The organism is Lyngbya aestuarii BL J, assembly GCF_000478195.2.
GTDB classification, from domain to species: Bacteria; Cyanobacteriota; Cyanobacteriia; order Cyanobacteriales; family Microcoleaceae; genus Capilliphycus; species Capilliphycus aestuarii.
Genome location: NZ_AUZM01000081.1, coordinates 1 through 25,099 on the forward strand (window position 1 = coordinate 1; position 25,099 = coordinate 25,099).

Below are 25,099 nucleotides of genomic sequence, written 5' to 3' on the forward strand. Positions count from 1 at the left end.
TGGGGTGATGGGGTGATGGGGAGGTGGGGTGATGGGGAGGTGGGGTGATGGGGAGGTTGGATAAAAATTGATTAATAACCATGAGGATTTACAAGTCTATCAAATGGCTTTTGATGCTGCCATGAATATCTTTGAACTCTCTAAAAAATTTCCTCAAGAAGAGAAGTATTCTTTAACTGACCAAATTCGACGTTCTTCTCGTTCAGTTTGTGCTAATCTAGCCGAAGCATGGCGAAGAAGGAGATATAAAGGTTCTTTTCTAGCCCGACTAAATGATGCAGAAGCAGAGGCAGCAGAAACCCAAGTTTGGTTAAAATTTGCTGTTAAATGCGATTATTTAGAGCTTCATCAGGCCAGAGAACTTTACAGTCGATATAACCAGATTTTAGGTATTATTGTCAATATAACTAATGACCCAGACAAGTGGTTACTTAGAAACTCTTAAAATTCTCCCAATCTCCCAACCTCCCCACCTCCCAACCTCCCCACCTCCCAACTTCCCCACCTCCCAACTTCCCCACCTCCCAACTTCCCCACCTCCCTATCTCCCAACCTCCCAACCTCCCAACCTCCCAACCTCCCAACTTCCCCACCTCCCCATCACTCAACCTCCGCCCCAACCACTCGATCGCGTCCCTGTTTTTTGGCTTGATATAGGGCGGTATCTGCTCTTTGAACGACAGCATCTCCTGTCATTCCATGTTCGGGAAAACAAGCAACTCCCAAAGAAGCTGTAATCGTTCCCAGGCTTTGACGTTTGTGTTCAATATTAATTTGTTTGATCAATTTCCGAATTTGTTCAGCCCGTTTGTAGGTATTTTCAAGGGTTGCTTCGGGTAAAATTAATGTCATTTCTTCGCCGCCATAACGACAGGCAATATCAGAACCCCGCAGACTACTTTTTAACAGTTTTCCGACTTCTTTGAGGACTGCATCACCCCCATCATGTCCAAAGGTATCGTTAAAGCGTTTAAAATGATCAATATCGATCATAATCACTCCAACATTATGTTCATAGCGATGGGCGCGACTCATTTCTCGTTCTAAAGATTCTTCCAGGTAGCGACGATTAAATAATCCCGTTAGGGGATCACGAATACTCCGGTTTTGAAGTTCTTCTCGCAGTTGTAGGTTCGCAATTGCCAGCGCCATTTGTTCGGCGACAGTACGGGCGAGTTGTCGTTTACTTTCACAAAGTTGATCAGGGGAGTCAGAATAAAGATAAAGTAATCCCAGTGTTTCTCCTTGTGCCATCATCGGTAAACAGAGAGAGATTTTGGGTGGTGAAGTCTGATCGCTATGATTACAAAGTAAGTCAAAATGATCAGTATCAACCCAATGTTCTCGCCCCCGTCGCAGACACCAACAATCTTTCGGATGAAAAGCTGTTTCTCCGAGGGGAAGGTTTCCCCAAGTGACAACCGCTTCGACAAAATCACGGGACGCTTTGGTGATAAAAATTCCACCCGAACACCCCGGAAATAGGGGTTTAATCAGGGTTCTAAAGGTTTTGTAAGCTTCTTCTAAAGTCAGACAAGCTTGTAGAAAATCATTCATCTGACTCAGTAGCAATATTTCTTGGTTTCGCTGTTGAAGTTGATTGAGACGAGATTCTAATTCATCATTGAGTTGTTGGAGTTGGAGTTCCGATTCTTTCGTCCGGCTAATATTACGAAACGTGACTGTAAACCCATCTCCTAATTTAATCGCAATATTGACAAACCAAGATTTAATCCCGTCGTGTTCATAGTAAAATTCATGTTCTTGAGGTTCTCCCGTTTCGACAACTTGAATGTAGCGATCAAAGAGTCCTGCTTCTTTGTTTCCGGGTAGCTTTTCTAAGAGTCGTTTTCCTAACAATTCACTTTCGCTACGTCCCACAATTTCACACGCAGAAGGATTACTCAATAGCCATTCAAAATCAATGATTTTCCCGGTTTCGTCTCGAACTGATTTAAACGCCATAATTCCATCGAGAGAACTATTTAAAACTCCAGACAATAGGAGTTGAGAAGTTTTTAGTTTTTCTTGAATATCAACCGTTTCAGTAATATCTCGATTGACACTAATGGCGGCGATTATTTTACCTTTTTCGTCTTTTAGGGGAACAACATTGGTTTGACAAATGCGTTGGGTTCCATCTTTACAGATGATTTTTATTTGACCCGACCAACGACTGTTTTTAATCAGGGATCGAATTATTTTAGTCGTTAAACTTTTGGCTTCTTCGAGTTGATATAACAATTCAACATTTTTCTCTAAAACTTCAGTTTTTCTATAGCCAAATATAGTCTCTGCCGCCGGATTCCAATCGATAATAATTCCCTCTAAGTCTGTAATAATAATCCCATCGGAAATATTTTCAAAGGTTAAGGCTTGTCGTTTGAGAGATTCTTCAATTTGTTTGCGTTCTGTGATATCGTAGGCAATACCATATATAAGTTGATGCTCATGTAAAAATGTAGCATTCCATATTAACCAACGATAACTTCCATCTTTGCAGCGATAGCGATTTTCAAAGGAAAGTGTATCTAGACCTTTGCTCAGATTTTCGGCTTCTTTAAAGGTTTGTTCACGATCATCTGGATGAACTAATTCTAGATAAGGAATTGTCAGTAATTCTGCTTCTGTATACCCCAATATATCTTCCCATACTGGATTTACACGAATAAAATAACCATTTAAGTTAGCAATACAAAGTAAATTGAGTGAAGATGAAAAGAAATGATCTCGTTCTTCTTCGGCTTTTTTGCGATCGCTAATATCGGATTGAATACCAATATAATGGGTCACTTCTCCCCAAGTATTTCGCACGGGAGAAACAGTAAGTTCGTTCCAAAATAAACGACCATCTTTACGATAATTTCGCAGCGTCACCGAACAACTTTCTCCGGTTTTAATCGCTTTTCGGAGTTCTGTTAATGCGGGTTGATGATGATCGGAACCCTGGAGAAAGCGACAGTTTTTTCCGATGACTTCTTCACGACTGTAGCCTGTAATACTTTCAAAGCCAGGATTGACATAGATAATCGTATTATCTCCTTGACTGGCATCGGTAATCACAATTCCATTACTACTAGCTGCAATTCCCCGTTCTAGCAGTTGTAACCAATGTTGGTTTTCTTGATCTTGGGTAATATCATGAGCAACCCAGAGAACGGTTTGAGATTGAGTTCTGAGGGAAATACTAGCGGAAAACCAAAAGGTTTGCTGTTCGACTAATAAGCTATACTCAAAGGTGATGGTTTCTTGCGTTGTAAAAACTTGTCGAATTAACTCAAGCCACTGTTCAGACTGTTGAGGATCGTAAAATTGCTCAAGGGTTTTGTTGATGATTTGAGCTTGTAACTCGGATTTTTTCTCTAGACCCGTTGGGATAACTGTAATATTTGTGGCTTCGGGTTCAATAATGAGAATAATTTCAGAAATCGCTTGAAACAAAGCTAATGTCTCTACTTCACGAGCCTCTAGTCTACGATACCACAACTGCTCGCTGATTTGCTCGGGGACTAAACCGGGAAAGGTTTGTAAACAAGTTTCCCTCTGTTTTCGGGTTTGTTCGGGGTTTCTGTTATACTCAGAGTTAGGCTCTGTGTCTGTTTTCTGATTGGTTTTCATGTCGAATTAAAATGAGTTGGGTTAGTTGTGATCAAATTGTTACTCACAAGCCTTAAATATTTTGATCGAATCGTGTAAATTTTGTTTGAGATTGTTTGTAGATGTGATCGTTTTTTAATAGTTGTAAAGACTAAACCCTTTTCAGAGCCAATCTGTAAGCATTTTGTAACTTGTATTTTTTATATTTATGCTTTAATTTTAATCTATATTACGAATAAAAGTTAATTATTTTTTTTTGTAAATTATTTCAAAGAACAGTTACGACCCAAAGCTTTAGTTAGTAATTTTTTGTACTCTTTCTGAGTAATCACATAAGCACCAAACCGCTCTAAATGAGGATTATTCATCTGAGCATCAAACAACAAAAAATTACGTTCTCTTAAGTGTTGAACCAGCTTCACCATTGCCACTTTTGAGCCTTCTGGAATGCGATAAAACATCGATTCTCCAATAAAAGCACCCCCAATAACCAGCCCTAAAACTCCCCCTGCGAGTTTATCCCCTTGCCAAGTTTCAAAACTATAAGCATAGCCAGCATGATATAAAACATGGTAAATTTCTTGTAATTCTTCAGAAATCCAAGTCGTTTCTCGGTTAGCACATCCATCAACAACCGCCGAAAAATCACGATTAACCGCAATACTAAATCGATTTTGATTCAGCACTCGTTGAAGCGATCGCGGATAACGAAATCGTTCATCTAGGGGAATCAATGCTCGTTGACGAGAAGTATACCATCCCAAGTCCTCATCATCATCATTAGCCATGAGAAAGTAACCTTGAGCATAACCCTGAATAATTGCCGCAACATCGTATTGCATAATGCGATGATTTTGATATATTAATGAAGTGGTCTATTTTAATCCAAACTGCAAATAAATGCTAGCATTTGATAGCTGTCCCCTGCTGGAAAACACACTCGAAAAGTTAATTAATAAAACCGAAAAGAACTGGGGTTATTTACAAATTAACAAACGAGTGGATTTCTATGGTATCAATATTTTAGGTAAAACAGAGAATATTCTCAAGTTTAAAAGCAACGAATCAACCCACTCTTACCGTCTCTTTTGGTACAAACGCCCCGAACCTTCCGTCTTTGTGCAGTCAAAAACCATAAAAACCTATAACCCTTCGACTCGCACCTATGATAAGTCCAAAAGTTATCAAGTCTGTTTCAAACAAGAAGCCAACAGCATCGAGTCTTCGATCAATCAACGATTTGCCGATCTCGTCAAACAAAAAATTATACAAACCTACGATTCGCGAAACGCACCAGCGATCGCCATTGTACGCCAGTAGAGAGCTGCTTGCCGCAGAGAGAAATCAGGCACGGTATAATTTGATCAAATTACCACTCTTATTGAGTCTACGGCTATTTTAGACCCATGTCTGACCCAATCAAACCGATTATACTGCCTCCGCCGACTGATCCCCAACAAGAAGGGGAATGGCTGCAAAAAGCCTTACACACTTGGCTTGATCAAGAATTCATTCCCGAGCCAATTAATCAAACCATTGCCCAAAGAGCCGCTCAAATCTTTGTCCGTCAACGGATGGAAGGAGAAAACGATCTCGGTTGCTTAGTGATTGCGATTGTAACGGAAATGCAATCGTTTGACTTTTCTCAAAGTTTTTATGGAGAGTTTGCGATCGCCAACGCCGTCAGTGATTTACTCTTAGATAGCTTAGGATATGAACGCTGTTGTGGGGGTTAATAGGTGGAGATCACGCCAAAAAACCTGGGGGAGAGAGATGCCGACGACTTCCTCATCCCCGACTCCCCCAAACTTCAGATTACCAACTCGACTTAACAACACCGGGTAACAGTCCTTTGTGAGCCATTTCCCGAAGTTGGTTGCGGCACAGTCCAAAATCGCGATAATATCCTCTTGAACGTCCAGTCGCCCAACATCGGTTACGAACTCGACTCGGAGCGCTGTTGCGGGGGAGTTGCTGAATTTTGCGGTGAATCTCCATTTTTTCAGCTTGATTGGGAGCTTGATCAAACTGTTCTTTAAGCTCTTCGCGTCTTTCAGCGTACTTTTCCACCATTTTTTTGCGCTTAATATCGCGCATGATCATACTTTTCTTTGCCATTTGAGTGTTTTTTCCTCTGTAAACAAACGTCTATTGTTATTTTTTGACGGACTCAATCCAGACTTTACTGCTGTCACTTCGCCCTAGCCCGACTCGCCTCAATTTCAGCAGACGGACATAAATCAGACAACTTACAATCATAACACGCCGGATTCCGAGCCGAACAGACTGCCCGACCGTGATAAATCAACCGAATTGACCAATTTTCCCAGTCAGGCTGAGGGAGAAGTAACATCAAATCCCGTTCAATCCGAACCGGATCGGTATGTTTAGTCAGTCCTAACCGTTGGCTCAAGCGCTTAACATGAGTATCAACCGTCACTCCCATGTTAATCCCATAGGCATTGGCTAAGACCACATTAGCCGTTTTCCGAGCCACTCCGGGAAGTTCAAGCAACTGTTCCATCACCTTCGGAACCTTCCCGCCAAATTTCTCCTCAATCATCCGACAAGCGGCTTTAATATTTTTGGCTTTGTTGCGATAAAAGCCCGTTGAACGCACTAAATCTTGTAGTTCCTCGTCATCGGCCTTCGCTAGGGAAAAAGCATCGGGAAAACGCTTAAAAAGCTCCGGTGTGACCTTATTCACCCGCTCATCTGTACATTGAGCCGATAAAATCGTCGCCACTAAAAGCTGTACTGGAGTTGTATAAGTTAGAGTACAGCTTGCATCAGGATAGAGCAATTTGAGACGGATCAAAACTTCCAAAGCCCGTTGCTTGATGCTTAATCGCTTGCGAATGGTCATGTCAGTTCCCTAAAAACGGTTACTGTTGGAGAAGCGATCGTACCCAACCCAAATTAGCCGTATCGCGCACAATCAAGAAAATCCCCAAACCCAACAAGAGCATCAATCCCGTTTGCATAACGCCCTCTTGAAGACGGCTAGGCAGAGGTTTACCGCGAATCGCTTCAATCAGCAGAAACGCCAATTGACCCCCATCGAGGGCCGGAAGCGGCAAAATATTGATAAACGCCAGGTTAATACTAATCAACGCCGCAAATTGGAACAAATCTCCCGCATCCGAACGAGCAATATCGGCACCAATTGCCACAATCCCCACCGGGCCAGAAAGTTGTTCTGCCGTTTGACTAAAGTTGCTAATCAGTTGACTAAAACCCGAAACCGTTAAGCCAATAATTCGTTGAAACTCGTTGGCGCCAGAGCTAAAAGCTTCAAAGAAATTATCCGCCCGACGACGCACGACATCACGGTTATGAGTCAGTTGTACACCAATTCGCCCCGTACCATCATTGCTAGCTTCAGGGGTGACTTCAATCGGGATAACTTGATCGCCCCGTTGGACTTCCAAATCTAAGGGTTGGTTTGGATGAGATTGGATCTCCAAAATCAAGTCTTGAATTGCTTGTTGTCCGGATTCAAACTGTTCTCCCTCAACGGAGATAATCACATCGTTTGCTTGAATTCCCGCTCGTTGCGCCGCCGAACTCACATCAGCAGCTACTTCTGGTACTCTCACGCCCGGAGAGTAGTTAAATTCAGGAATACCAATAATTCCAACTTGAGCAACCAGGAGAAAATAAGCAAAAATCAGATTAGCAATCACTCCGGCACTAATCACAATAGCGCGATCTAAAATCGGGCGATTACTCAACAGATCAGGATCATCTCGGGAAATGGTACTTTCAGGATCTTCATCTGGAAATCCCACAAACCCCCCTAATGGAATGCCTCGTAAGGCGTATTCTGTCTCTGAACCTTGATATTTCATCAAGATCGGGCCGAAACCAATCGAGAAACGGTTAACATGAATATTTTGCACTCGTGCCGCCATAAAGTGACCGAGTTCATGGACGAAAATCAAAACTGCAAGAACTGCGATCGGTGCCAAAACGGACATGAATATACTTCGCTGAAACAATAAGTGTATTAATTCTATTTATTGTGACACACTTTAGACAGGGAACAGGGAACAGGCAGAAGGCAATCTTGCAAGAGGCAAGAGTGAATGGGGAATGGGCAAGAGTTTTTTTGGTGGCTTCTTTCCTCCTGAACTCCCCCGACACCCAACTCCCGACACCTTAGTTCTGACAACTGCGGCAGTTTACCGATATAGCAGTACGCGAATACGTGTTTGACATTTCTAAATCCTAAAACCCCTTCACCGTCTACTGTTCCCTGTTCCCTGTTCCCTATTCCCTAGCGCGTAGCGCTATAAAATCTAGAGAACCGAGCAGAATAATGGGATAGACGACCTGTGGCTAAGTCAACTGAAGTTAAACAGACAGAAACCGAACACAATCAGACACAACCGCTTTATCGTACTCCTTTGTACGATGTCGCTGTAGCACTTAATGCTCGCATGGTTCCGTTTGCGGGATGGGAGATGCCTGTACAATACTCAGGAATTACTAAAGAGCATGAAGCGGTGCGTTCACAAGCGGGAATGTTTGATATTTCCCACATGGGTAAGTTTATTTTGATCGGAGAGAATTTAATCGACACGCTACAACCGTTGGTTCCTTCCGATTTGAGTCGTTTAAAACCCAATCAAGCTCAATATACCGTTTTATTAAGCGAGCAGGGCGGTATCCTAGACGATATTATTTTTTATTATCAGGGCGAGGATGCAGACACGGGAACTCAACGAGGGGTGATGATTGTTAATGCGGCGACTTGTTCTCGCGATAAAGCTTGGATTTCAGCACAGTTAGAACCAACCGATATTACCCTCGAAGATTTATCCAAATATCAAGCGTTAATTGCAGTTCAAGGGCCACAAACCACAGAAAAGTTACAGCCTTTAGTCACTGAAAACTTAGATTCTATTCCGTTTTTCGGACATCTCAACGCTACACTCTTAGGACATCCCGCCTTTATCGCCAGAACTGGATACACCGGAGAGGATGGCTTTGAAATTATGGTTGCTCCCGAGGTCGCAGTCCAATTGTGGCAGACTTTGTTAGAAGCTGGAGTTACCCCTTGTGGGTTGGGGGCCAGAGATACTCTACGTTTAGAAGCGGCGATGGCATTGTATGGTCAAGATCTTGATACCTCTATAACTCCCTTAGAAGCCGGATTAAGTTGGTTAATTCACTGGGATAGCAAGGGTGATTTTATTGGTCGTTCTATCCTCGAAAGTCAGAAAACAGAAGGAGTATCCCGGCGACTGGTGGGGTTGGAAATGCAAGGTCGTCACATTGCCCGTCATGGATATCCGGTGAAGATCAATGGAGAAATTATTGGGGAAATTACCAGTGGGACTTTATCTCCGACTCTCGGAAAAGCGATCGCACTTGCTTATGTTCCCACAGATTTTGCCCGCGTGGGTCAGTCGCTTGATGTGGAAATTCGCGGGAAAACTTATTCTGCGGAAGTCGTTAAGCGGCCTTTTTATCGCTCTACCTCTCGTCCTCAAAAATAAAACGGTGATTTTCTCTAAGCGTGTTATCTTGTCTCTAACGGATCTGTCATTTTCATCGTTCTCAAAAAAAAGCCTGAAACCCTTGTTCTGTGGTCAAAGAGCAAGTTGTATTCAGCATTTAAAAGGAAAGCTTAATGATCACCTTTACATTCACTGGGGTTATATAAAGAGGGTCGGTTTAAAATGTAAAAGATTGATGAAAAGAATCCTGCTACTCTTGCATTCTCGGAAACTATTTGTATACTAAGTAACCTAGGTTACTCTACATCGAGGAAGTTCAGATTTACAAGCGATTAGTTTATTATTCTGGTTGGCGACGGCTTCACTCATCTGGCAAAAACACGATCGCTTAAACCTAGAAAGCGGGATTTTTCCGAGTCTACTGGGTTTGCTGATGATTGCAGCAGTATTACTCAAAAGTTCGACTCTGGCAACTTCTAACTTTTTAGGCGTATCCCCTTTGATCAGTGGTATCGGTTTAGCACTCTTAGCCTCGGGTTTTCGAGGGTTTCAATATTATTGGCGAGAATTACTAATTTTATTTTTTATCGGTGTCCCAAAAGTTTTAATTTGGCCTGTTATTGACATTTCTGGATTAACAGCCCGCTTCACAACATTTATTCTTTGGTATTCTGGATTTAATGTCTCTCGTCGAGGTTTTGAGGTGATCATGCCTGGGGGCGGAGTTAATGTGAATATGGGATGTTCAGGCTTTGCGGGAATGTTTTATTTACTCGGGTTTGCGGTGTTGTTTCTGATCCTGTTTCCCCTCAAGAAACTAGAGAAAAAGATACTGGTTTTAAGTGCTTCTGTCGTGATTGCTTTTATTGTCAATGGGTTTCGAGTGGCAATTATGGCACTTTTTGCGAATGTTCAAGATGATCAAGGCTTACAATATTGGCACGTTGGCGAAGGTTCACTCATTTTTATGATGATTTCTGTAGGACTTTTTGGCTTATTATGTTGGTTTCTACTGCGTCAAGAGGAACCTCAAACCGAGGAAATATCAAAGTAATAAAATCCTATGAAGTTATGGCAATTCCTACGGACTTCCTTACTTGTTTTTGGAAAATCAGCGATTAATCCAGCCCCAAAACAATTTATAGAAACCCCTTTTGTCTTTCCCCGTGAGGTTCCTATACCAGAATGGAAAGCGGTTAAAAGTCAAACTTTTGAATATAAAATACCCAAAAATTTATATGAATATACGGCTTCAAATCTAAAACTAGAGATTGAGATGAAATATGTGGATCATCCTCATCCCAATGAAAAAATATTTCGTCAATATGATCCACGCTTATCCAAATCTGGCTTAGACAAACCCAGAATAAAACAGCAAGATAAAACGGGTTTTTATAGTTTATAAAAAGTAGAAGATCGAGTCTATTTGAGGTCTTGTATTAACCCCCGCGGCCCCGGTGTGATTACCTATGAACAGTTCATTCAAAACCGTTACACTTATGATTGGCAGCCGTCTCGTTTACTTCCTGTACTTTTGGGTCAAGAACCCTTAAGAGATCATCGCTGTTTGTGGACTTATTTATCACTTCCCCTAGAAAACCTTTCTGAACAACAAGCCTATTCAATTTTAGAAGAAGTTTGGTTATCTTGGTATCAATGGTGGCATCCTCGCTTTCCTAACATTTAACGCTCCATCATCAACCCTATTTTCATTCGTTAAACCCATGACTCCATCCCCCAATAATCCTTTAGCAGAAAAAGTTGATACTCTGTGGAAATTTAGCTCAACTTTACTCCAAACTATTCCTCCTCTACGCTGGGTTGGCTATACTCTTTTATTCTTAACACTAATTGATTTAATTGTTTTAGTTATTCCACCTCAGTTTACGAACCCTGTATGGGAATTTCAAACCATTGGTGCTATTGTTGAACGAGTTGCGGTTCCTCTAATTGGATTTGTTTTAGTATTTTATGGCGGACAGAATCTGCGAGCAAAATGGGAACTTCCTCTGTTAAAGATATTATCTCTTTCAACTTTATTATTTGGCATTATTCTCCTACTGTTTATTCCTCTAGGCGTGATCAATACTTTCAGAATCAATCAACAGAGTAATACTCAAATAGGGACTCAAGTCGAACAACGAATTACTCAAATTCAGCAGGTACAACAACAACTTCAACAAGCCACCACACCCGAACAAATGGAAGAACTCTTAAGTCGTCTCGATACTCAAGGACGTTCTCCCGATATTCAATCAAACCAACAGTTAGAAGAAATTAAAAATCAACTCACAGAATTTGTTTCTCGTTCAGAACAAGCCACTAAAACTCAAGCACAAACGACTCTTAAAAACCGTAAAATAGTTTTATTCAAAAACTCGATTAAATGGAACTTAGGGGCTTTAATTTCAGGGATACTCTTTATCTCCATTTGGAAAGCCACCGCTTGGACACGTCAACGCACCTAAACCCCTTAACCCAAAATCCCATCTAAAAGCCACAGACTGCATTGTTCAAACCCAGAATAAAGCATGGGCAGCTTTTGCGAACGCCCGAGAGATCACCGAACAGGATACAATGTTGGAATGAAGAAATGGCTTCAACGCGAACTCGACAGGGTACAAACTCAATGCGTCCTAAAGCTGTTAGTTGTGATCATGCTCAAGTACAATCTGCATTCTTGACTCCGACAGGACTGAATCAAAAAAGGGGTTCTGATTGAGATCGCTTTTGAGAAAAAAGAATGTCACGCATTTTTAACCCACTCGCTTACTAAGTCTAGATAGAGAGTTTTCCTCAGTTTTGACCCATTTTAACCTAAACTGTCCAAATGGTTCCACACAAGCTGAATCTCAAAAAAGTCAGAAACATAAGACTATGAAAATTGCAATTTTATCCCACGACTCTAACATTTACTCCACAAGACGACTCCGAGAAGCTGGAGAACAACGGGGCCATGAAATGTATGTGATTGACTATTTGCGTTGCTACATGAACATTACCTCCCATAAACCGATGGTGATTTATGGCGGAAAACCCCTAGAAGGATTTGATGCTGTGATTCCTCGGATTGGGGCTTCACAAACCTTTTACGGTACCGCAGTGGTGCGACAGTTTGAAATGATGGATGTGTTCACCGCCAATGAATCTCAAGCAATTTCTCGCTCCCGTGACAAATTGCGCTGTTTACAACTCCTCGCCCGAGAAGGCATTGGTTTACCTGTGTCTGGTTTTGCTCATTCGACGAAGGATATTGACGGTTTGATTAATACCGTTGGTGGAGCGCCTTTAGTGATTAAACTGTTAGAGGGAACTCAAGGGATAGGAGTTGTATTAACAGAAACCTACCAAGCTGCAAAGTCTGTGATCGAAGCATTTCGGGGGTTAAATGCTAATATTTTGGTTCAAGAATTTATTCAAGAAGCAAAAGGGGCAGATTTGCGTTGTTTTGTGATTAATGAACGAGTCGTCGCCTCCATGAAACGACAGGCACTAGAAGGAGAGTTTCGCTCAAATCTACATCGGGGCGGAACAGCAGAGAAGGTTAAATTGACTCCCGAAGAACGTTCAACGGCAGTACGGGCGGCTAAAGCCATGGGACTGAAAGTGGCGGGTGTCGATTTGTTACGATCAAATCATGGCCCAGTGGTGATGGAAGTGAATTCTTCACCGGGACTCGAAGGGATTGAAAAAGCAACGGGGACTGATGTTCCTGGGAAGATTATTGAATTTTTGGAGAAGATTGCAACGAAGGGAAACTCCCGCGATCGCATTCAAGGTTAAGGACGTTAAAAGTTTGTGATGAACCAATAGAAGCCAATCAATGTTATGCTAAGGCTTATTGATTTTGATTGTTGACATCGAGGCTGGGTATCATGGAAGTTAATGATCTGGGATTTGTAGCAACTTTATTGTTTGTGCTTGTTCCTTCTGTTTTTCTATTGATTCTGTTCATTCAAACTCGTGGTGAGACTGAAGGATAATCATTCATCAAATGAATTGAATTGTTGAGAAAAGCGCGGCGAAGCAATTAACTTCACTGCGCCTTTTTAGGATGACATTTTTATTGAATAAATCTTCTAAGGAGCAGATGTTCTTGCCAATAACACCGGACATTCAGCATGAATCCGAACGTAATCAGAAAGTGATCCTCCCACTAAACGATCCAAATCAACTAAATTTTTGGCGACCGTTGGACGGCGATCTGGAGACCCTAAAATTAACAAATCCGCCCCCACTTCATCGGCGATCCGACAAATTTCTGGCCCCGGTTTACCCACCGCACTGACACAACGATAATTCACACCCATCCTTTTTACAGATTCAAGGGCGGCGGCGATTACCGGATCAGCTTGGGCGTTATCTGAAAAATCTTCACTCGATTTACCCGAAATATCTTTGTTGACATGAGCTAAAATCAACTGTCCACCCTGAATATCCTTCACCAGCGACAACGCCAAATCTAGATATTCTTTCGAGGAGGTCGAAGCGTCCAATGCAATCATAATATGCTTGAGCTTCTTGACATAAGTATCATCTTTGACCAACAGCATCGGTCGGGAGGTCAACTGAAAAACATATTGACTGACGGAATTTTCCAAAATTGCTCGCAGTCCTTGTAACCCTCGTGATCCCATAATAATCAAGTCAGAATTTTCTTCATCTGCGACTTGACAGACAATATCTTTGGGATCTCCTTGCTTCAAACGAGGATTCACTTTCGTCGGATCAACCTTAATCGACTGTACCGCTTGGGCTAAAATTTTACCTCCCTGTTCTAACTTTTCTGACATCCCTTGTGCGGAGGCTTGGGAAGGGACAGCGTGTAAAACGGTTACAGATGCTTGCTGAATAGACGGAACATCCATCAACATATTGAGCATCTCTTCACAGAGTCCTCGTCCCGCTACTGCGACTAGAATTTTGTTGATATTCATTGCATTGCCCTATTGTGTCGCCAAGAGTGATTTGTTGAATGTGATTTGAGTAACTGTTATCACTTTTCGTTGTACAAGTGACGCTTCACTTCACAAAAATTAGTATTGGAGGTCTGATCAAACGGTTAAACACTCATTTAAACCGATCCCAACACAGATCACTGTTAGCGTCACGCTGTACTATTGACGGATAACTGGTCTATACTTCAGCATAGGCCTGATTACTGGCTGATAATTTGTAGAAATGTAGCGTTTTAGAACAATTTGTAACGTGTCCTTGACTCAACTCCCTCAACCTCAACCCCATTCTTCTTTGATTTCCTTCTCCGACGGTTGGTTTATCCTCCCGATACGAGTATTTCCCCATCATACAGATTATGCCGGGATTGTCTGGCATGGTACCTATATGACTTGGATGGAGGAGTTACGGGTTGAGAGTTTACGCTGGCTTGGGGTTAATTATAGTGACTTAGTGGCAATGGGGTGTGATCTGCCCGTGGTAGAGTTGAAGGTGCGTTATCATCTATCTGTGAAAATGGGGATGACTATTTTGATCAAAGGACAACTTCTCCCGATCAAAGGCTTGCGGATGATTTGGGATTATCAAATCGTTTCCGAAGATCATCAACAACTCTATGTCAGCGCCCAAGTAACTTTAGTTCCTCTGAGTCGAGAAACAGGTAAAATTATGCGTCGTCTTCCTCCCCTATTACAAAATGCGCTTGCTAAAATTCCAGCATCAGAGAACACCCGAAATTCACCCAAAATTCAATCTTAAAGTTTTTATTTTAAATACTCTTGAGTCAACTCATTTTCCAACAAAATCTCTGTATCATATTCGATATTATCGAGCAAAATTGAAAAATTTGTGCGATCATATTCTCCTTCAAAAAAAGTCTCTAAAATTAAATCACCGTCTTCATCTAGATAAGCTTTCATAAACGTAAAATACAAATTCAACTCATTCACATATTCTAACATATCTAACCGCTCAAAATCTGGCTCAAATGAATAAACAATACTAATCAAAACTCCGCGATCAGAAATGGCATTTAAAATTAAATTTGACTTCCGAGAATGACGACAGTAAAGCCGATCTTCTATTTCTTCTATCCGATAACCATAAAATTCTAAATGGTTACGATACTTCGCTAACGGATGAGAAGTCGCCTCATTCAAATCCAAATCACTCATCATTGACAACCCTTTATTTCACCGAACACTATTCTATTATAATCTGATTTTTAGCCGTCGTATATTCTGAGTAAAAAATATCTAGAAAATAGGGAATTGTACGGTAAACTCACCTCAATCACTAGATAACCCCCAAAAGAATAGACAAAAGTTATGATCAAAAACTGAACTCAATTCAGTTCAAAACTTGACTTGTTCTCTGTGCAGTATGGCATCTCAAATTCAACCCTTACCCGAAGATATCATCTATTTAATCGCCGCCGGAGAAGTGATTGACTCTCTAGAAGCCGTTGTGCGAGAATTAGTCGAAAACTCCCTAGATGCCGGAGCCACTCGGATCAGCATTTCAGTTGCACCCGAACAATGGCAAATTCAAGTTGCAGATAACGGCACTGGTATGGATTTAGCAAACCTCAAACGAGCCGCAACTGCCCACAGTACCAGTAAAATTACGAGCATTGCTGATCTTTCCCAGATTACCAGTTTAGGATTTCGAGGAGAAGCTCTGCACAGTTTAGCCCAGTTAGCCCAACTCGAAATTTTGAGTCGTCCGACCGGAGAAATCGGATGGCGAGTCGTCTACAACCGCCAAGGCGAACCCCTAGAACCCGAAGCCGTAGCGATCGCCCCCGGCACCGTCGTCACCGTCTCTGACTTATTTAAAAGCTGGCAAGGGCGTCGTCAAGCCCTACCTTCTGCATCCCAACAACTGCGAAGTATTCATCGGATCGTCAGTCAAATCGCCCTTTGTCATCCTCACGTTAACTGGCAAGTCCGTCAAGGTTCAACTTGTGGGTTACAAATTAGTTCGGGTGGCGCGGCTGACTCCATTTTACCGCAGATCCTTCGGGGTGTGCGTATCGGTGACTTACAACGGCTTCAGGTTGAACTCAACCCTCCCACAGCTAATACACCCTCTGATTTTCCCTCCTCTATAGAAGGAGTTTTGGGTTTACCTGATCGCTGTCATCGTCATCGCCCGGATTGGGTTAAAATTGCCCTGAATGGTCGAGTGGTGCGAACAGGTGAACTCGAACAAGCCATTTTAGCCGCTTTTAGCCGTACAGTCCCTCGCGATCGCTTTCCGGTGTGTTTTATCCATTTACGAATTAATCCTTCTGAGATCGACTGGAACCGTCATCCCGCCAAAGAAGAAGTGTACCTCCATCATCTCAACTATTGGCAAGAACAAATACAAGCTTGTATCGATCAGACTTTACGGTTAAACCCCGCAACCGCCGAGGCTAAACTTCAACGTGTGGATCAATTGCTGAAAGTCTCCGAAAAACAAGGCCGTTATCACACCACTCGTTCTATTCAGGCGAAAAAAGATCAAGCCAGTTCTCAACAATTAAGTTTAATCGAACTGCAAGCGATCGCCCAAGTTCATAATACCTATATTGTCGCAGAACATCGGAATGGTCTATGGCTCGTCGAACAACATATCGCCCACGAACGAGTCTTGTATGAACAACTCTGTGAGGCTTGGAAACAAGTTAGTGTTGAACCGCCGATACTCTTGCAACACCTTTCACCTTCTCAGGTTGAACAACTCCAAAGTCTAGGTTTACAAGTTGATCCCTTTGGCGAAGGGTTGTGGGCTGTGCGAACCGTACCGGAAATGTTAGCCCAACGAGAGGATTGTTGCGAAGCCTTAATTGAACTGAGTTTAGGTAAAGATTTACAAGCAGCTCAAGTGGCAACGGCTTGTCGGAGTGCGATTCGCAATGGTACACCTTTAAGTTTAACAGAAATGCAAACTTTACTTGAACAATGGGTGAGAACTCGTAATCCTCGGACTTGTCCCCATGGACGACCGATTTTTTTGCGTTTAGATGAATCTTCTTTATCGCGATTTTTTCGCCGTCATTGGGTGATTGGAAAAAGTCACGGGATTTAACAAGGTTTGGTAAAATTTAACTATCAATTCATTGAGGTTATTCCTGTGAATTCAGAGTCACCCTCTCCCCCCGTTTCTAGTCATTCTCAAGACTCTCAACTGTCTTCTCCGTCTACAGAGGATTCGGGAAGTTACGCTGAAAAAACAAATCGAATTTTGGCTTGGGTGCAGGTGATTCGCTCAATTTCTCCGTTCATTTGGGCAATTGTAATTCTTTTAGTGATTATTCCTTTAGGAGGACAATTTTTTATTAATCAAGCCTTTTCTTCTAATTCAGTTAACAGCCAATCTCAGCCGCCTCAAACTGTGGTTGTTCAGCCGAGTCGTGTGAATTGGCAAGATGTCGATACAGCAGTCGTGCAAGCGTTAAAAACAGCTCACAATCAAGCGGAAAATTATGCCTCTCAACAACTCGATCTTTGGATAGATGACTTAATGGGCAGAATAGATGATAATTTCCTTGACTGGTATTTTGGTTATTTTAATCAAAAACAGATCGAATTCAAAAGCATTTTTGTGCAATTGAGTTCGGGTACTGCTAATCTAGTGAATCCAGAGTTACCGAGTTCGTCGGAGAAAGTGGCTGAGGTGATTACCCGAGATTTTCAAGAAGAATTTTCAGCGCGAGTTCTTCGTCCTCAAATTGCTCAACTTCAACTAGAACAATTGACTCAACAAACGGTTAAACAGTATTTAGAAGACTTATCAGGAAATCTCAATCAGATCCCTCTATCCTATCAAATTCATCAAACGGACTGGAATCGTTATTTAAATGATATTGCAATTAGTATTTATGAAACGGAGGGTGAAGTTTCGACGTTATCTCTCAAAGTGTTAGTCGGAGGAAGTGCTTATTTAGCCATGAAACCAATAGTTGCACCTTTAGTGTTAAAAGTCGGAAGTAAAGTAGCAGCTAATCTCGCTGGAAAAGCAGGTGCAAAAATTGCCTTAAAAACGGGTGCAAGTTTAACCGGAAAAATGGCAGCAGGATTATTAGATTGTACAGTCGGAGTCGGGATTTTACTGTGGGATATTTGGGATACTTACCATACGGCGAATATTGAGAAGCCAATTTTACGAGAGACTCTTGCTGAATATTTAGAACAGGTGAAAGCTTCGATCTTAGATAATCCTGAAACGGGAATAATGACTGTAATTGATCAACTCGAAGCAAAAATCATTGATTCTCTTGATTTTTCCGAAAAAACAAGTTTAGAGTTAGATTATTTGAAAAAAGTTGATTTCCTCTAAATTATGAAATACAAATTAAACAATAAGTGACTCGTAAAAACTATGAATTTTTCACAAGCTAGACAACGATTTTATCAAGAAATAAATCATTCAAATCAACAGATTGATTTGGCAAAAGCGGCTCTTTATATCGCTCAAGAACAGTTTCCTGAACTTGAGGCAGAAGACTATCTAAATGCTCTCGATGAAATGGCAGCAGAGGTGTTAGAAAGACTTGATGAAGAGCGATATCCTTTACGAGTGATTCAAACCCTCAATCAATATTTATTTGAAGATTTAGAATTTAGGGGAAATGACAGTAATTATTATGATCCCAATAATAGTTACTTAAATCAAGTGATTGATCGACGCACGGGAATTCCAATTACCTTATCTGTCGTTTATTTAGAAATTGCTAAACGCATTAACTTTCCGATGGTGGGAATTGGAATGCCCGGACATTTTCTGATTCGTCCAGAGTTTGAAGGCGTGGGAATTTACGTCGATGTTTTTAATCGAGGAGAAGTTTTATTTCCAGAAGATTGTGAAGCAAAATTAGCAGAAGTTTATGGTCAAAGGGTGAAACTACGTCCTCAATTTCTTAGTCCGGTAACATCTCGACAAATCTTAGCTAGGATGTTAACAAATCTCAAAGTTATTTATATGAATGCGGGCGAGATTTTGAAAGCCGTATCTGCGATTGAACGAATTTTGTTACTCTTTCCAGAAGCTCCAAACGAACGACGCGATCGCGGAATTCTCTACTATCAGCTTGAACGATGGACAGAAGCCCGTCAAGACTTAGAAAATTATCTCAAAAATCAACCCCAGGCTCAGGATGCAGTGATTATCCGCCAACTACTGGCTCGGATGAATTCTAACAGATGACCCTTTCAAAACCAACCAGTAGGGAACATTAATCAAGTTTGACCAGACACATAAAGAGTATGACGGGAACAGTCATTACAGACTTAAAGCAGTTGTGAGGAATGAATTAATGAATCTTAATTTTGGGTGGCAGTCTTCGCGCCTTCAGCATTTATTAAAGTGGAGCAGTCGAGGAGTTTCTAAGTTGATCGCTTTGGGATTAGCATTGGTATTGGGCTTAACAGCGAGTTTAGCAATCTTTACCCAACCTGCACCCGCTATCGATGAACTTCAACTCAGATATGGTGCGGCAAATATTCCCCTCGCCTTTGAAGAACTACAAACCTTCGCAGACACAGGGGAACAATCTAACCAATTGCGATCGCTATTTACCCTCGCTGAACTGACTCCCGAACAAATCGCGAGCTTTCGGACAGCCTTGAATTATGGAGTTAACGTTCCTCCTGATATTGTAGACAGCTTATTAAATTCTAGTTATGGTCGATTGGCAGTGGGAGCATTAAATCTGTTTATTGCTCCAGATAGCGAGATTAGTAACATTGTCGATGGTTTGATTCAAGGTTTACAATCGGCCGCTAGAGATGGCAATATTACCCTAGTGGAAGTCATACTGAGCTATCAAGGACTAGAAGTAATCTCAGTCGATGTTGAAGATCTCGTTGGACTTTATAATGATGTCGCAGCACTCGGAGACCAAGCGATCGAGTTTCTCAGAGCACAGCCAGAAGTTCAAGAACTCCTGTGCAATTAGTATAGAAACAGCTTAGTGTTTGTCTTGATTATTTAAGGACTTTTCACTGATCGCAAGCCCTGATATTGTTCTTCCGCCACTCGTTTAAGACGGCGGAGTTGGGCTTGCATATCTGCTTTTGTCCAAGTCGCTGCAAACTGATTAAACCCAAACTCGATTAAAGGGTTTGGAATCTGGAACTCAAACCGATTCAAAAGCAAAGTTCCCTCAGCAGTGGGTTGACATTCCCAGCGATCGCTTCCCTGAAAAAAGCCTTGAAATCCCCAAACAATAATCCCCGGTTCCCGCTCGATCACCACAGCCTTTAAGGTGGGTTCCACAACAGGAATATTCAGGACAAAGCGAAATTTTCCTCCGACATCGGTGTTCCATCCCCCCACAGGATCACAGCGGAGAGACGGATTAAGCCAGCGGTGCATCAAATCGCGATCGATGATGCAACGTTCAACCGTCGTGGCACTGGCCGAAATGTTAATCGATTGTTCAAATACTTGACTAGATGGCATTTACCCTGCAAGCTATAGGCAGATTATGACTCACATAACGGATTATAAACCGTTAAATAGATTAGGAGTCTGGAAGAACACCAAAAAACGAGCAATTTCTCTCTGAGATCCTGCTTTTTCAGAAAATCTAGGGGTTTTCCCTTATTCTGATGTATTTTATGGGTTGAGATTAGGGTGGCAATTTTAGCGATCAGGTTTAAAAGACCCATCTTGATCTTCCACATCTCAGATACAATTGCTCGAAATCTCCAGCATTTCTATCTTTTGCCAGATGTGAAGAAAACAACTTTCTCTCACAATTCTAGACTTCAAGATTATCTCACAGAGAACTATGAATGGAACTTGGCACGAAATCACATCAATATTGGGGATAACAATACCCAGTCTTTCTCATCTGACACTGGCTCAGGAAACAACATCTAATCCTTTTGACTTAAGGACCTTATCATTAGGTTCCGTTAGCTTTGTTGATCTGGCAATTGCCCTACTTATTTTGCTAGTAGGCTATTTAATTGCTTTATTTGCCCAGTCTTTAGTCAAAAGTCTACTCAAGAAAACCGAAGTGGATAACAAGGTTGCCTCTTGGGTCACAGGACGTTCGGATGGGGGTGAGAATATTCCCGTAGAGAATTGGGTGGGAACCATCGTATTTTGGACTATTTTCCTGTTTGCGATTATTGGTTTTCTCGAAAGACTACAACTCTCAGCAGTATCTAGCCCGCTGACCTCTTTACTCAATGAGGTTACCTCTTTCTTCCCCCGAATTATAGCAGCCCTGATTTTATTGGGAATTGCTTGGATAGTGGCGACTCTCTGTAAAGCCGTGACAGTCAGAGTCTTGAATGCGTTTAGAATTGATGAACGCCTCAATCAGCAAGTTAATGATGGTACGACTCAACCTCAGTTTTCTCTGAGTGAAACCTTTGGAAATGCCATTTATTGGTTTATTTTCCTGCTGTTCTTACTGCCTATTCTCGATACTCTCAGCTTACAAGGATTATTAGACCCTGTGCAGCAAATGCTGAATCAGGTGTTGTTTATCCTACCGAATATTTTAGCTGCGATTATTATTGCGGCAGCCGGATGGGTGATTGCTCAAATTGTGCGTCGCATCGTCACTAATTTGTTAATCGCAGTCGGTACTGACCGTGTGGGTAATCGTTTTGGCTTGGGTGAAACCACAGGCGGTCAAAGTTTATCTTCAATTATTGGAACGGTTGTTTACGTTCTGATTTTAATCCCCATTGCAATTGCAGCTCTTAATGCTCTGCAAATTGAGGCGATTTCTGTTCCGGCGATTGAAATGCTCAGTCGCATTCTCAATATTATTCCTCAGTTGTTTGCAGCAGCGGTGATCTTAATTGTCGCTTATGTTATTGGACGCTTTGTTAGTGATTTGGTCACAAGCGTTTTAACAAGCCTGGGATTCAACCGATTATTTTATTGGTTAGGCTTACAATCAACCCCACCTGCTACTCCGGGTGCGTCAGATCAAGTCCAAGTTGTGGATAGAACTTCTACTTCTACTTCTACTTCTACTTCTACTTCTACTTCTACTTCCACTTCCACCACTCGCACCCCTTCAGAAATTGTCGGTATTATTGCCTTTGTCGGTGTGATGCTGTTTGCTGTGGTCACGGCAACAGATATCCTACAATTAACTGCACTGACATTGATCATTGAGCAGATTATTATCATCTCAGGTCGAGTTCTGATTGGAGCGGTTATCTTTGCCGTTGGCTTGTATTTTGCCAACTTAGCTTATCGCTTTGTATTGAGTTCAGGTACGGGTAACTCTAAACTGTTGGCTCAAGTCTCCCGAATTGCGATTATTATCTTTGTCGGTGCAATGGCTCTCCAACAGATGGGCATTGGTACTGATATTGTTAATTTAGCTTTCGGACTCTTACTCGGAGCAATTGCTGTTGCTGTAGCGATTTCTTTCGGCTTAGGTGGACGAGATGTAGCGGCAGAAAAAATCCGGGAAGCACTCTCCAAAGTTCAGCAAAAATAGAACTTAACGCTACGAGTTGGTTTTTCCGGACTCTGTACTCTTTTCAACTTTGATAAGTCGCTGGTTTACATTTTGACCTTACGGGGCTGAGTAACCAGCGACTCTTGATATTCAGTTGATTTTTCGGTTTAGTTGTTGTAGATGCTTTCTGAACCGGATGAGGGTTCACGAGAACCTTTAACCCGAGCTTTGGCTTTGGATGCACTGCGTTTGAGAGCTTGTAAACGGGCTTCATAACGAGCGCGTTGTCGCTTTTTAGGAGTTTGCTCAATTAACATTTTTAAAGCACTTCCCAAGCTCTTGTAGGCGTTTGGTAGACTATAACCAAATCGAGTCGCGATCGCGATCGCTTTGTCGTCTGCATCGATTGATTCTTCTAGGGTTTTCTCGCCGTTATTTTTTTGGTAGAGGCGATAACCTGAAACCCCACACAAGGCTAAGGCTAACAATAACAATAGTCCATCTTGAACCCAAAGTTCGCCGACCGCTCCCCCTAAACCAATCGCTAAAGCAGCCATTTCCCAACCATCTCGGGGAATAGTATCATTTTGAATGCGAGCGACTTCATGCCAGAATAGCAGGTTACGCTGATCCATTGCCAGTTGTTCCCAGCGAACTAAGTCTATCTGGATTTCGACTTGATCTTTGCCAATTTCTTCACTACGGACTAATAGGGGATTGACTTCTATGGTTTTCTCAACCGTCACCCAACTCTGTAACTCGGGCGGTAACAAGCCTTTCAGTCGCCGCAGTTCACTCATCTCGGCTCGGGCTGTGGAGGTTGCATACGATGTCATAGTCTCGGCTCTATAAAATTTGTTATACAAACACAGTGGATCTAACTATCCTATCTCAAACGATGACGGATCTCTTTTCTATTCTATCATGCGAGCTTCAAGACCTTGGGGTTTGCTGCTGTTAATGGATCTAGGATGGAAGGCTATTTTTCGGTGTTGAATCTCATTCAAGATTAATCCGATTTGAGTTGTAGAGTTTCAGGATTGATTTTGAGAATCTAAATTTTTTTGTTTGACAAAGCTAAGAATCTATTGTTGACTAGAAATGATGATAGAGATTTCACCAACTTACGACCCTCAAAACGAATTTAACAGTTTTGAATACAGCCTTCTGTTAATGCAATAATCAACCTACCATCCTCCATTCTAAAATTATTCGCAGGCTCAAATTTATCGACAATTTAAAGCACTATAGGTTGATTTAAAATCCTGGATTCAAAGGAAAAATAAACTCCGGGTTTTGAGCTATTATTTCTGTGCGAATATACCGATGTTTCCGACGGAAAAGGTTAATTTACCATAACTTTCCAGCGCTTGAACCTGAAACCCAATATTGTTTAATTCTGCAATTATTTCTGAACGTTCTAAAAGTTGTAAATAATGAACTTCGCGATCGCGACAATAAAGTTCTCCAACTTGGGGAAAGGTTGTGATCCATCGGGTTAATTGTTTTTGTTGTTGATTTTCCTGTGCTTGGACTAACACCACCCAATCTTAGGTAACAGCAGATCGGGAAAATTGATCATTGATCATTGATCATTGATCATTGATCACGGGTCACTGTTGAGAGATCTCTTGTCACCTCTACAACCATCGGATAAGCTAAACTAGGGACATCTCCGCCAAACCTTGCTACTATGCTTCAAACAGCCACGCAAAATCCAGGTGCGATCGCGACCGACTCTCAACTCGATGTCGAACTTCGCAAAGTCTTCAAAGTCTTTAACGGAGAAACAGCCGTGCGCGGTGTCGATTTAGAGGTGCGTCGAGGGGAATTTTTTAGTATATTAGGGCCTTCTGGCTGCGGTAAAACCACAACACTGCGTTTAATTGCTGGGTTTGAAACCCCTTCAGCAGGTGAGGTTTTAATTCGAGGACAGTCAATGACCCGAGTTCCTCCCTACCTGCGTCCAGTAAATACCGTCTTTCAAAGTTACGCACTCTTTAGCCATCTTAACGTTCGCGATAACATTGCTTTTGGCTTACGAGTCAAACGGCGAAATCAATCTGAAATCGAGGAAAAGGTCAAAGAAGCCTTAAAACTGGTGAAAATGGAAGCCTTTACGAGTCGGTTTCCCGCCCAAATGTCAGGAGGACAACAGCAACGAGTCGCTTTAGCCCGTGCTTTAGTTAACCGCCCTGCGGTATTGTTACTCGATGAACCTTTAGGGGCTTTGGATCTGAAGCTGCGTAAGCAAATGCAGGTAGAATTGTCTAACCTACACAAAAATCTTGGCTTAACGTTCGTTATGGTTACTCACGACCAAGAAGAAGCCATGAGTTTATCAGATCGAATTGCCGTCATGCACGAAGGCCGCATCGAACAAATTGGAACACCCAACGAAATCTACGAACATCCTCAAACTCCCTTTGTAGCTGACTTTATTGGTGATACCAACTTATTCACAGGACAAGTAGAAGCAGTCGATCAAACCAGTCAACTGATCGTTACAGAAACAGGTTTAAAAATCGAAGCCTACCCCAAACAACACACTCAGACTCCGCCCAACTCCGATATCCAAGTGGGAGATGCAGTTGTTGTTAGTGTAAGACCCGAGAAAATTTCTTTAAATTCCTATCCGGTTAGCGGTGCGGTGAAC

Annotated in this window: 25 protein-coding genes and 2 pseudogenes; 17 read left to right on the forward strand and 10 right to left on the reverse strand. The window is 42.0% G+C overall.

What is annotated here, in order from left to right; genetic code table 11:
- The first annotated feature begins 67 nt into the window (after positions 1–67).
- Positions 68–445, forward strand: coding sequence for a four helix bundle protein (locus M595_RS23245; protein WP_023068965.1), 378 nt, complete (start codon positions 68–70; stop codon positions 443–445).
- A gap of 155 nt (positions 446–600) precedes the next feature.
- Here M595_RS23245 and M595_RS23250 read toward each other — a convergent pair whose 3' ends face one another.
- Complete coding sequence (locus M595_RS23250; RefSeq protein ID WP_023068987.1) at positions 601–3,618, reverse strand: PAS domain S-box protein; 3,018 nt, start codon at positions 3,616–3,618, stop codon at positions 601–603.
- 242 nt (positions 3,619–3,860) lie between these two features.
- On the reverse strand, positions 3,861–4,439 hold the full coding sequence (aat, locus tag M595_RS23255) for a leucyl/phenylalanyl-tRNA--protein transferase (RefSeq protein WP_023068963.1): 579 nt from the start codon (positions 4,437–4,439) through the stop codon (positions 3,861–3,863).
- A 58-nt stretch (positions 4,440–4,497) separates the two neighbouring features.
- Here aat and M595_RS23260 point away from each other — a divergent pair, with 58 nt between their 5' ends.
- Positions 4,498–4,917: a hypothetical protein gene (locus M595_RS23260; protein WP_023068978.1), complete on the forward strand. Its 420-nt coding sequence runs from the start codon at positions 4,498–4,500 to the stop codon at positions 4,915–4,917.
- Between the two features lie 86 nt (positions 4,918–5,003).
- Positions 5,004–5,333 (forward strand): DUF8822 family protein, encoded by a 330-nt coding sequence (locus M595_RS23265; RefSeq protein ID WP_023068962.1) that lies wholly within the window; start codon positions 5,004–5,006, stop codon positions 5,331–5,333.
- 79 nt (positions 5,334–5,412) lie between these two features.
- Here M595_RS23265 and rpsN read toward each other — a convergent pair whose 3' ends face one another.
- The 3 genes from rpsN to rseP form a co-directional block, all read right to left on the reverse strand.
- A complete protein-coding gene (gene rpsN / locus M595_RS23270; RefSeq protein WP_023068959.1) occupies positions 5,413–5,715 on the reverse strand; it encodes a 30S ribosomal protein S14 in 303 nt (100 codons plus the stop codon).
- A gap of 73 nt (positions 5,716–5,788) precedes the next feature.
- Positions 5,789–6,463, reverse strand: a complete 675-nt coding sequence (gene nth / locus M595_RS23275) for an endonuclease III (RefSeq protein WP_023068971.1) — start codon at positions 6,461–6,463, stop codon at positions 5,789–5,791.
- Positions 6,464–6,482: 19 nt separating this feature from the next.
- Positions 6,483–7,577, reverse strand: a complete 1,095-nt coding sequence (gene rseP / locus M595_RS23280) for an RIP metalloprotease RseP (RefSeq protein ID WP_023068974.1) — start codon at positions 7,575–7,577, stop codon at positions 6,483–6,485.
- 357 nt (positions 7,578–7,934) lie between these two features.
- On the opposite strand from rseP, the gene gcvT reads away from it, so the two are divergent.
- The 7 genes and pseudogenes from gcvT (at position 7,935) to psbM (ending at position 13,045) form a co-directional block, all read left to right on the forward strand.
- Entirely contained in the window at positions 7,935–9,101 is a 1,167-nt protein-coding gene (gene gcvT / locus M595_RS23285; protein ID WP_023068983.1) for a glycine cleavage system aminomethyltransferase GcvT, read from the forward strand.
- A gap of 277 nt (positions 9,102–9,378) precedes the next feature.
- A pseudogene (gene crtA, locus M595_RS23290) lies at positions 9,379–10,116 on the forward strand (cyanoexosortase A); the annotation flags it as partial.
- A 9-nt stretch (positions 10,117–10,125) separates the two neighbouring features.
- Complete coding sequence (locus M595_RS32500) at positions 10,126–10,467, forward strand: hypothetical protein (RefSeq protein ID WP_023068981.1); 342 nt, start codon at positions 10,126–10,128, stop codon at positions 10,465–10,467.
- An 18-nt stretch (positions 10,468–10,485) separates the two neighbouring features.
- Positions 10,486–10,749, forward strand: a pseudogene (locus M595_RS32505) (cyanoexosortase A system-associated protein); the annotation flags it as partial.
- Between the two features lie 37 nt (positions 10,750–10,786).
- On the forward strand, positions 10,787–11,530 hold the full coding sequence (hpsJ-A, locus tag M595_RS23300; RefSeq protein WP_023068960.1) for an HpsJ-like protein, cyanoexosortase A-associated: 744 nt from the start codon (positions 10,787–10,789) through the stop codon (positions 11,528–11,530).
- Between the two features lie 409 nt (positions 11,531–11,939).
- Positions 11,940–12,845 (forward strand): 30S ribosomal protein S6--L-glutamate ligase, encoded by a 906-nt coding sequence (gene rimK / locus M595_RS23305; RefSeq protein WP_023068969.1) that lies wholly within the window; start codon positions 11,940–11,942, stop codon positions 12,843–12,845.
- A 92-nt stretch (positions 12,846–12,937) separates the two neighbouring features.
- Positions 12,938–13,045 (forward strand): photosystem II reaction center protein PsbM, encoded by a 108-nt coding sequence (gene psbM, locus M595_RS23310; RefSeq protein ID WP_040484562.1) that lies wholly within the window; start codon positions 12,938–12,940, stop codon positions 13,043–13,045.
- 96 nt (positions 13,046–13,141) lie between these two features.
- On the opposite strand, the gene M595_RS23315 is transcribed toward psbM, so the two are convergent.
- A complete protein-coding gene (locus tag M595_RS23315; protein ID WP_040484563.1) occupies positions 13,142–13,999 on the reverse strand; it encodes a universal stress protein in 858 nt (285 codons plus the stop codon).
- A gap of 271 nt (positions 14,000–14,270) precedes the next feature.
- Here M595_RS23315 and M595_RS23320 point away from each other — a divergent pair, with 271 nt between their 5' ends.
- A complete protein-coding gene (locus tag M595_RS23320) occupies positions 14,271–14,777 on the forward strand; it encodes an acyl-CoA thioesterase (RefSeq protein ID WP_023068970.1) in 507 nt (168 codons plus the stop codon).
- Between the two features lie 5 nt (positions 14,778–14,782).
- Here the strand turns inward: M595_RS23320 and M595_RS23325 are convergent, their stop codons facing one another.
- Positions 14,783–15,196, reverse strand: coding sequence for a YbjN domain-containing protein (locus M595_RS23325; protein ID WP_023068982.1), 414 nt, complete (start codon positions 15,194–15,196; stop codon positions 14,783–14,785).
- Between the two features lie 205 nt (positions 15,197–15,401).
- Here M595_RS23325 and mutL point away from each other — a divergent pair, with 205 nt between their 5' ends.
- The 4 genes from mutL (at position 15,402) to M595_RS23345 (ending at position 19,962) form a co-directional block, all read left to right on the forward strand.
- Positions 15,402–17,093 carry a DNA mismatch repair endonuclease MutL gene (gene mutL / locus M595_RS23330; protein ID WP_023068968.1) on the forward strand — a complete coding sequence of 564 codons (1,692 nt, stop codon included), beginning with the start codon at positions 15,402–15,404 and terminating at the stop codon, positions 17,091–17,093.
- Positions 17,094–17,138: 45 nt separating this feature from the next.
- The gene (locus M595_RS23335; protein ID WP_023068980.1) at positions 17,139–18,344 is read left to right on the forward strand and encodes a hypothetical protein; all 1,206 of its coding nucleotides are present in this window, start codon (positions 17,139–17,141) and stop codon (positions 18,342–18,344) included.
- Between the two features lie 42 nt (positions 18,345–18,386).
- Entirely contained in the window at positions 18,387–19,211 is an 825-nt protein-coding gene (locus tag M595_RS23340) for a SirB1 family protein (protein WP_023068958.1), read from the forward strand.
- 109 nt (positions 19,212–19,320) lie between these two features.
- Positions 19,321–19,962 carry an alpha/beta hydrolase gene (locus M595_RS23345; RefSeq protein WP_023068967.1) on the forward strand — a complete coding sequence of 214 codons (642 nt, stop codon included), beginning with the start codon at positions 19,321–19,323 and terminating at the stop codon, positions 19,960–19,962.
- Between the two features lie 32 nt (positions 19,963–19,994).
- Here the strand turns inward: M595_RS23345 and M595_RS23350 are convergent, their stop codons facing one another.
- Positions 19,995–20,468, reverse strand: coding sequence for an SRPBCC family protein (locus M595_RS23350; protein WP_023068986.1), 474 nt, complete (start codon positions 20,466–20,468; stop codon positions 19,995–19,997).
- A gap of 331 nt (positions 20,469–20,799) precedes the next feature.
- On the opposite strand from M595_RS23350, the gene M595_RS23360 reads away from it, so the two are divergent.
- A complete protein-coding gene (locus M595_RS23360; protein ID WP_040484565.1) occupies positions 20,800–22,482 on the forward strand; it encodes a mechanosensitive ion channel in 1,683 nt (560 codons plus the stop codon).
- Between the two features lie 128 nt (positions 22,483–22,610).
- Here the strand turns inward: M595_RS23360 and M595_RS23365 are convergent, their stop codons facing one another.
- Both M595_RS23365 and M595_RS23370 read right to left on the reverse strand, forming a co-directional pair.
- The gene (locus M595_RS23365) at positions 22,611–23,279 is read right to left on the reverse strand and encodes a DUF3318 domain-containing protein (protein WP_040484566.1); all 669 of its coding nucleotides are present in this window, start codon (positions 23,277–23,279) and stop codon (positions 22,611–22,613) included.
- A gap of 468 nt (positions 23,280–23,747) precedes the next feature.
- On the reverse strand, positions 23,748–23,984 hold the full coding sequence (locus tag M595_RS23370; RefSeq protein WP_023068964.1) for a hypothetical protein: 237 nt from the start codon (positions 23,982–23,984) through the stop codon (positions 23,748–23,750).
- 152 nt (positions 23,985–24,136) lie between these two features.
- On the opposite strand from M595_RS23370, the gene M595_RS23375 reads away from it, so the two are divergent.
- On the forward strand, positions 24,137–25,099 hold a 963-nt coding region (locus M595_RS23375), incomplete at its 3' end, for an ABC transporter ATP-binding protein (protein WP_023068961.1).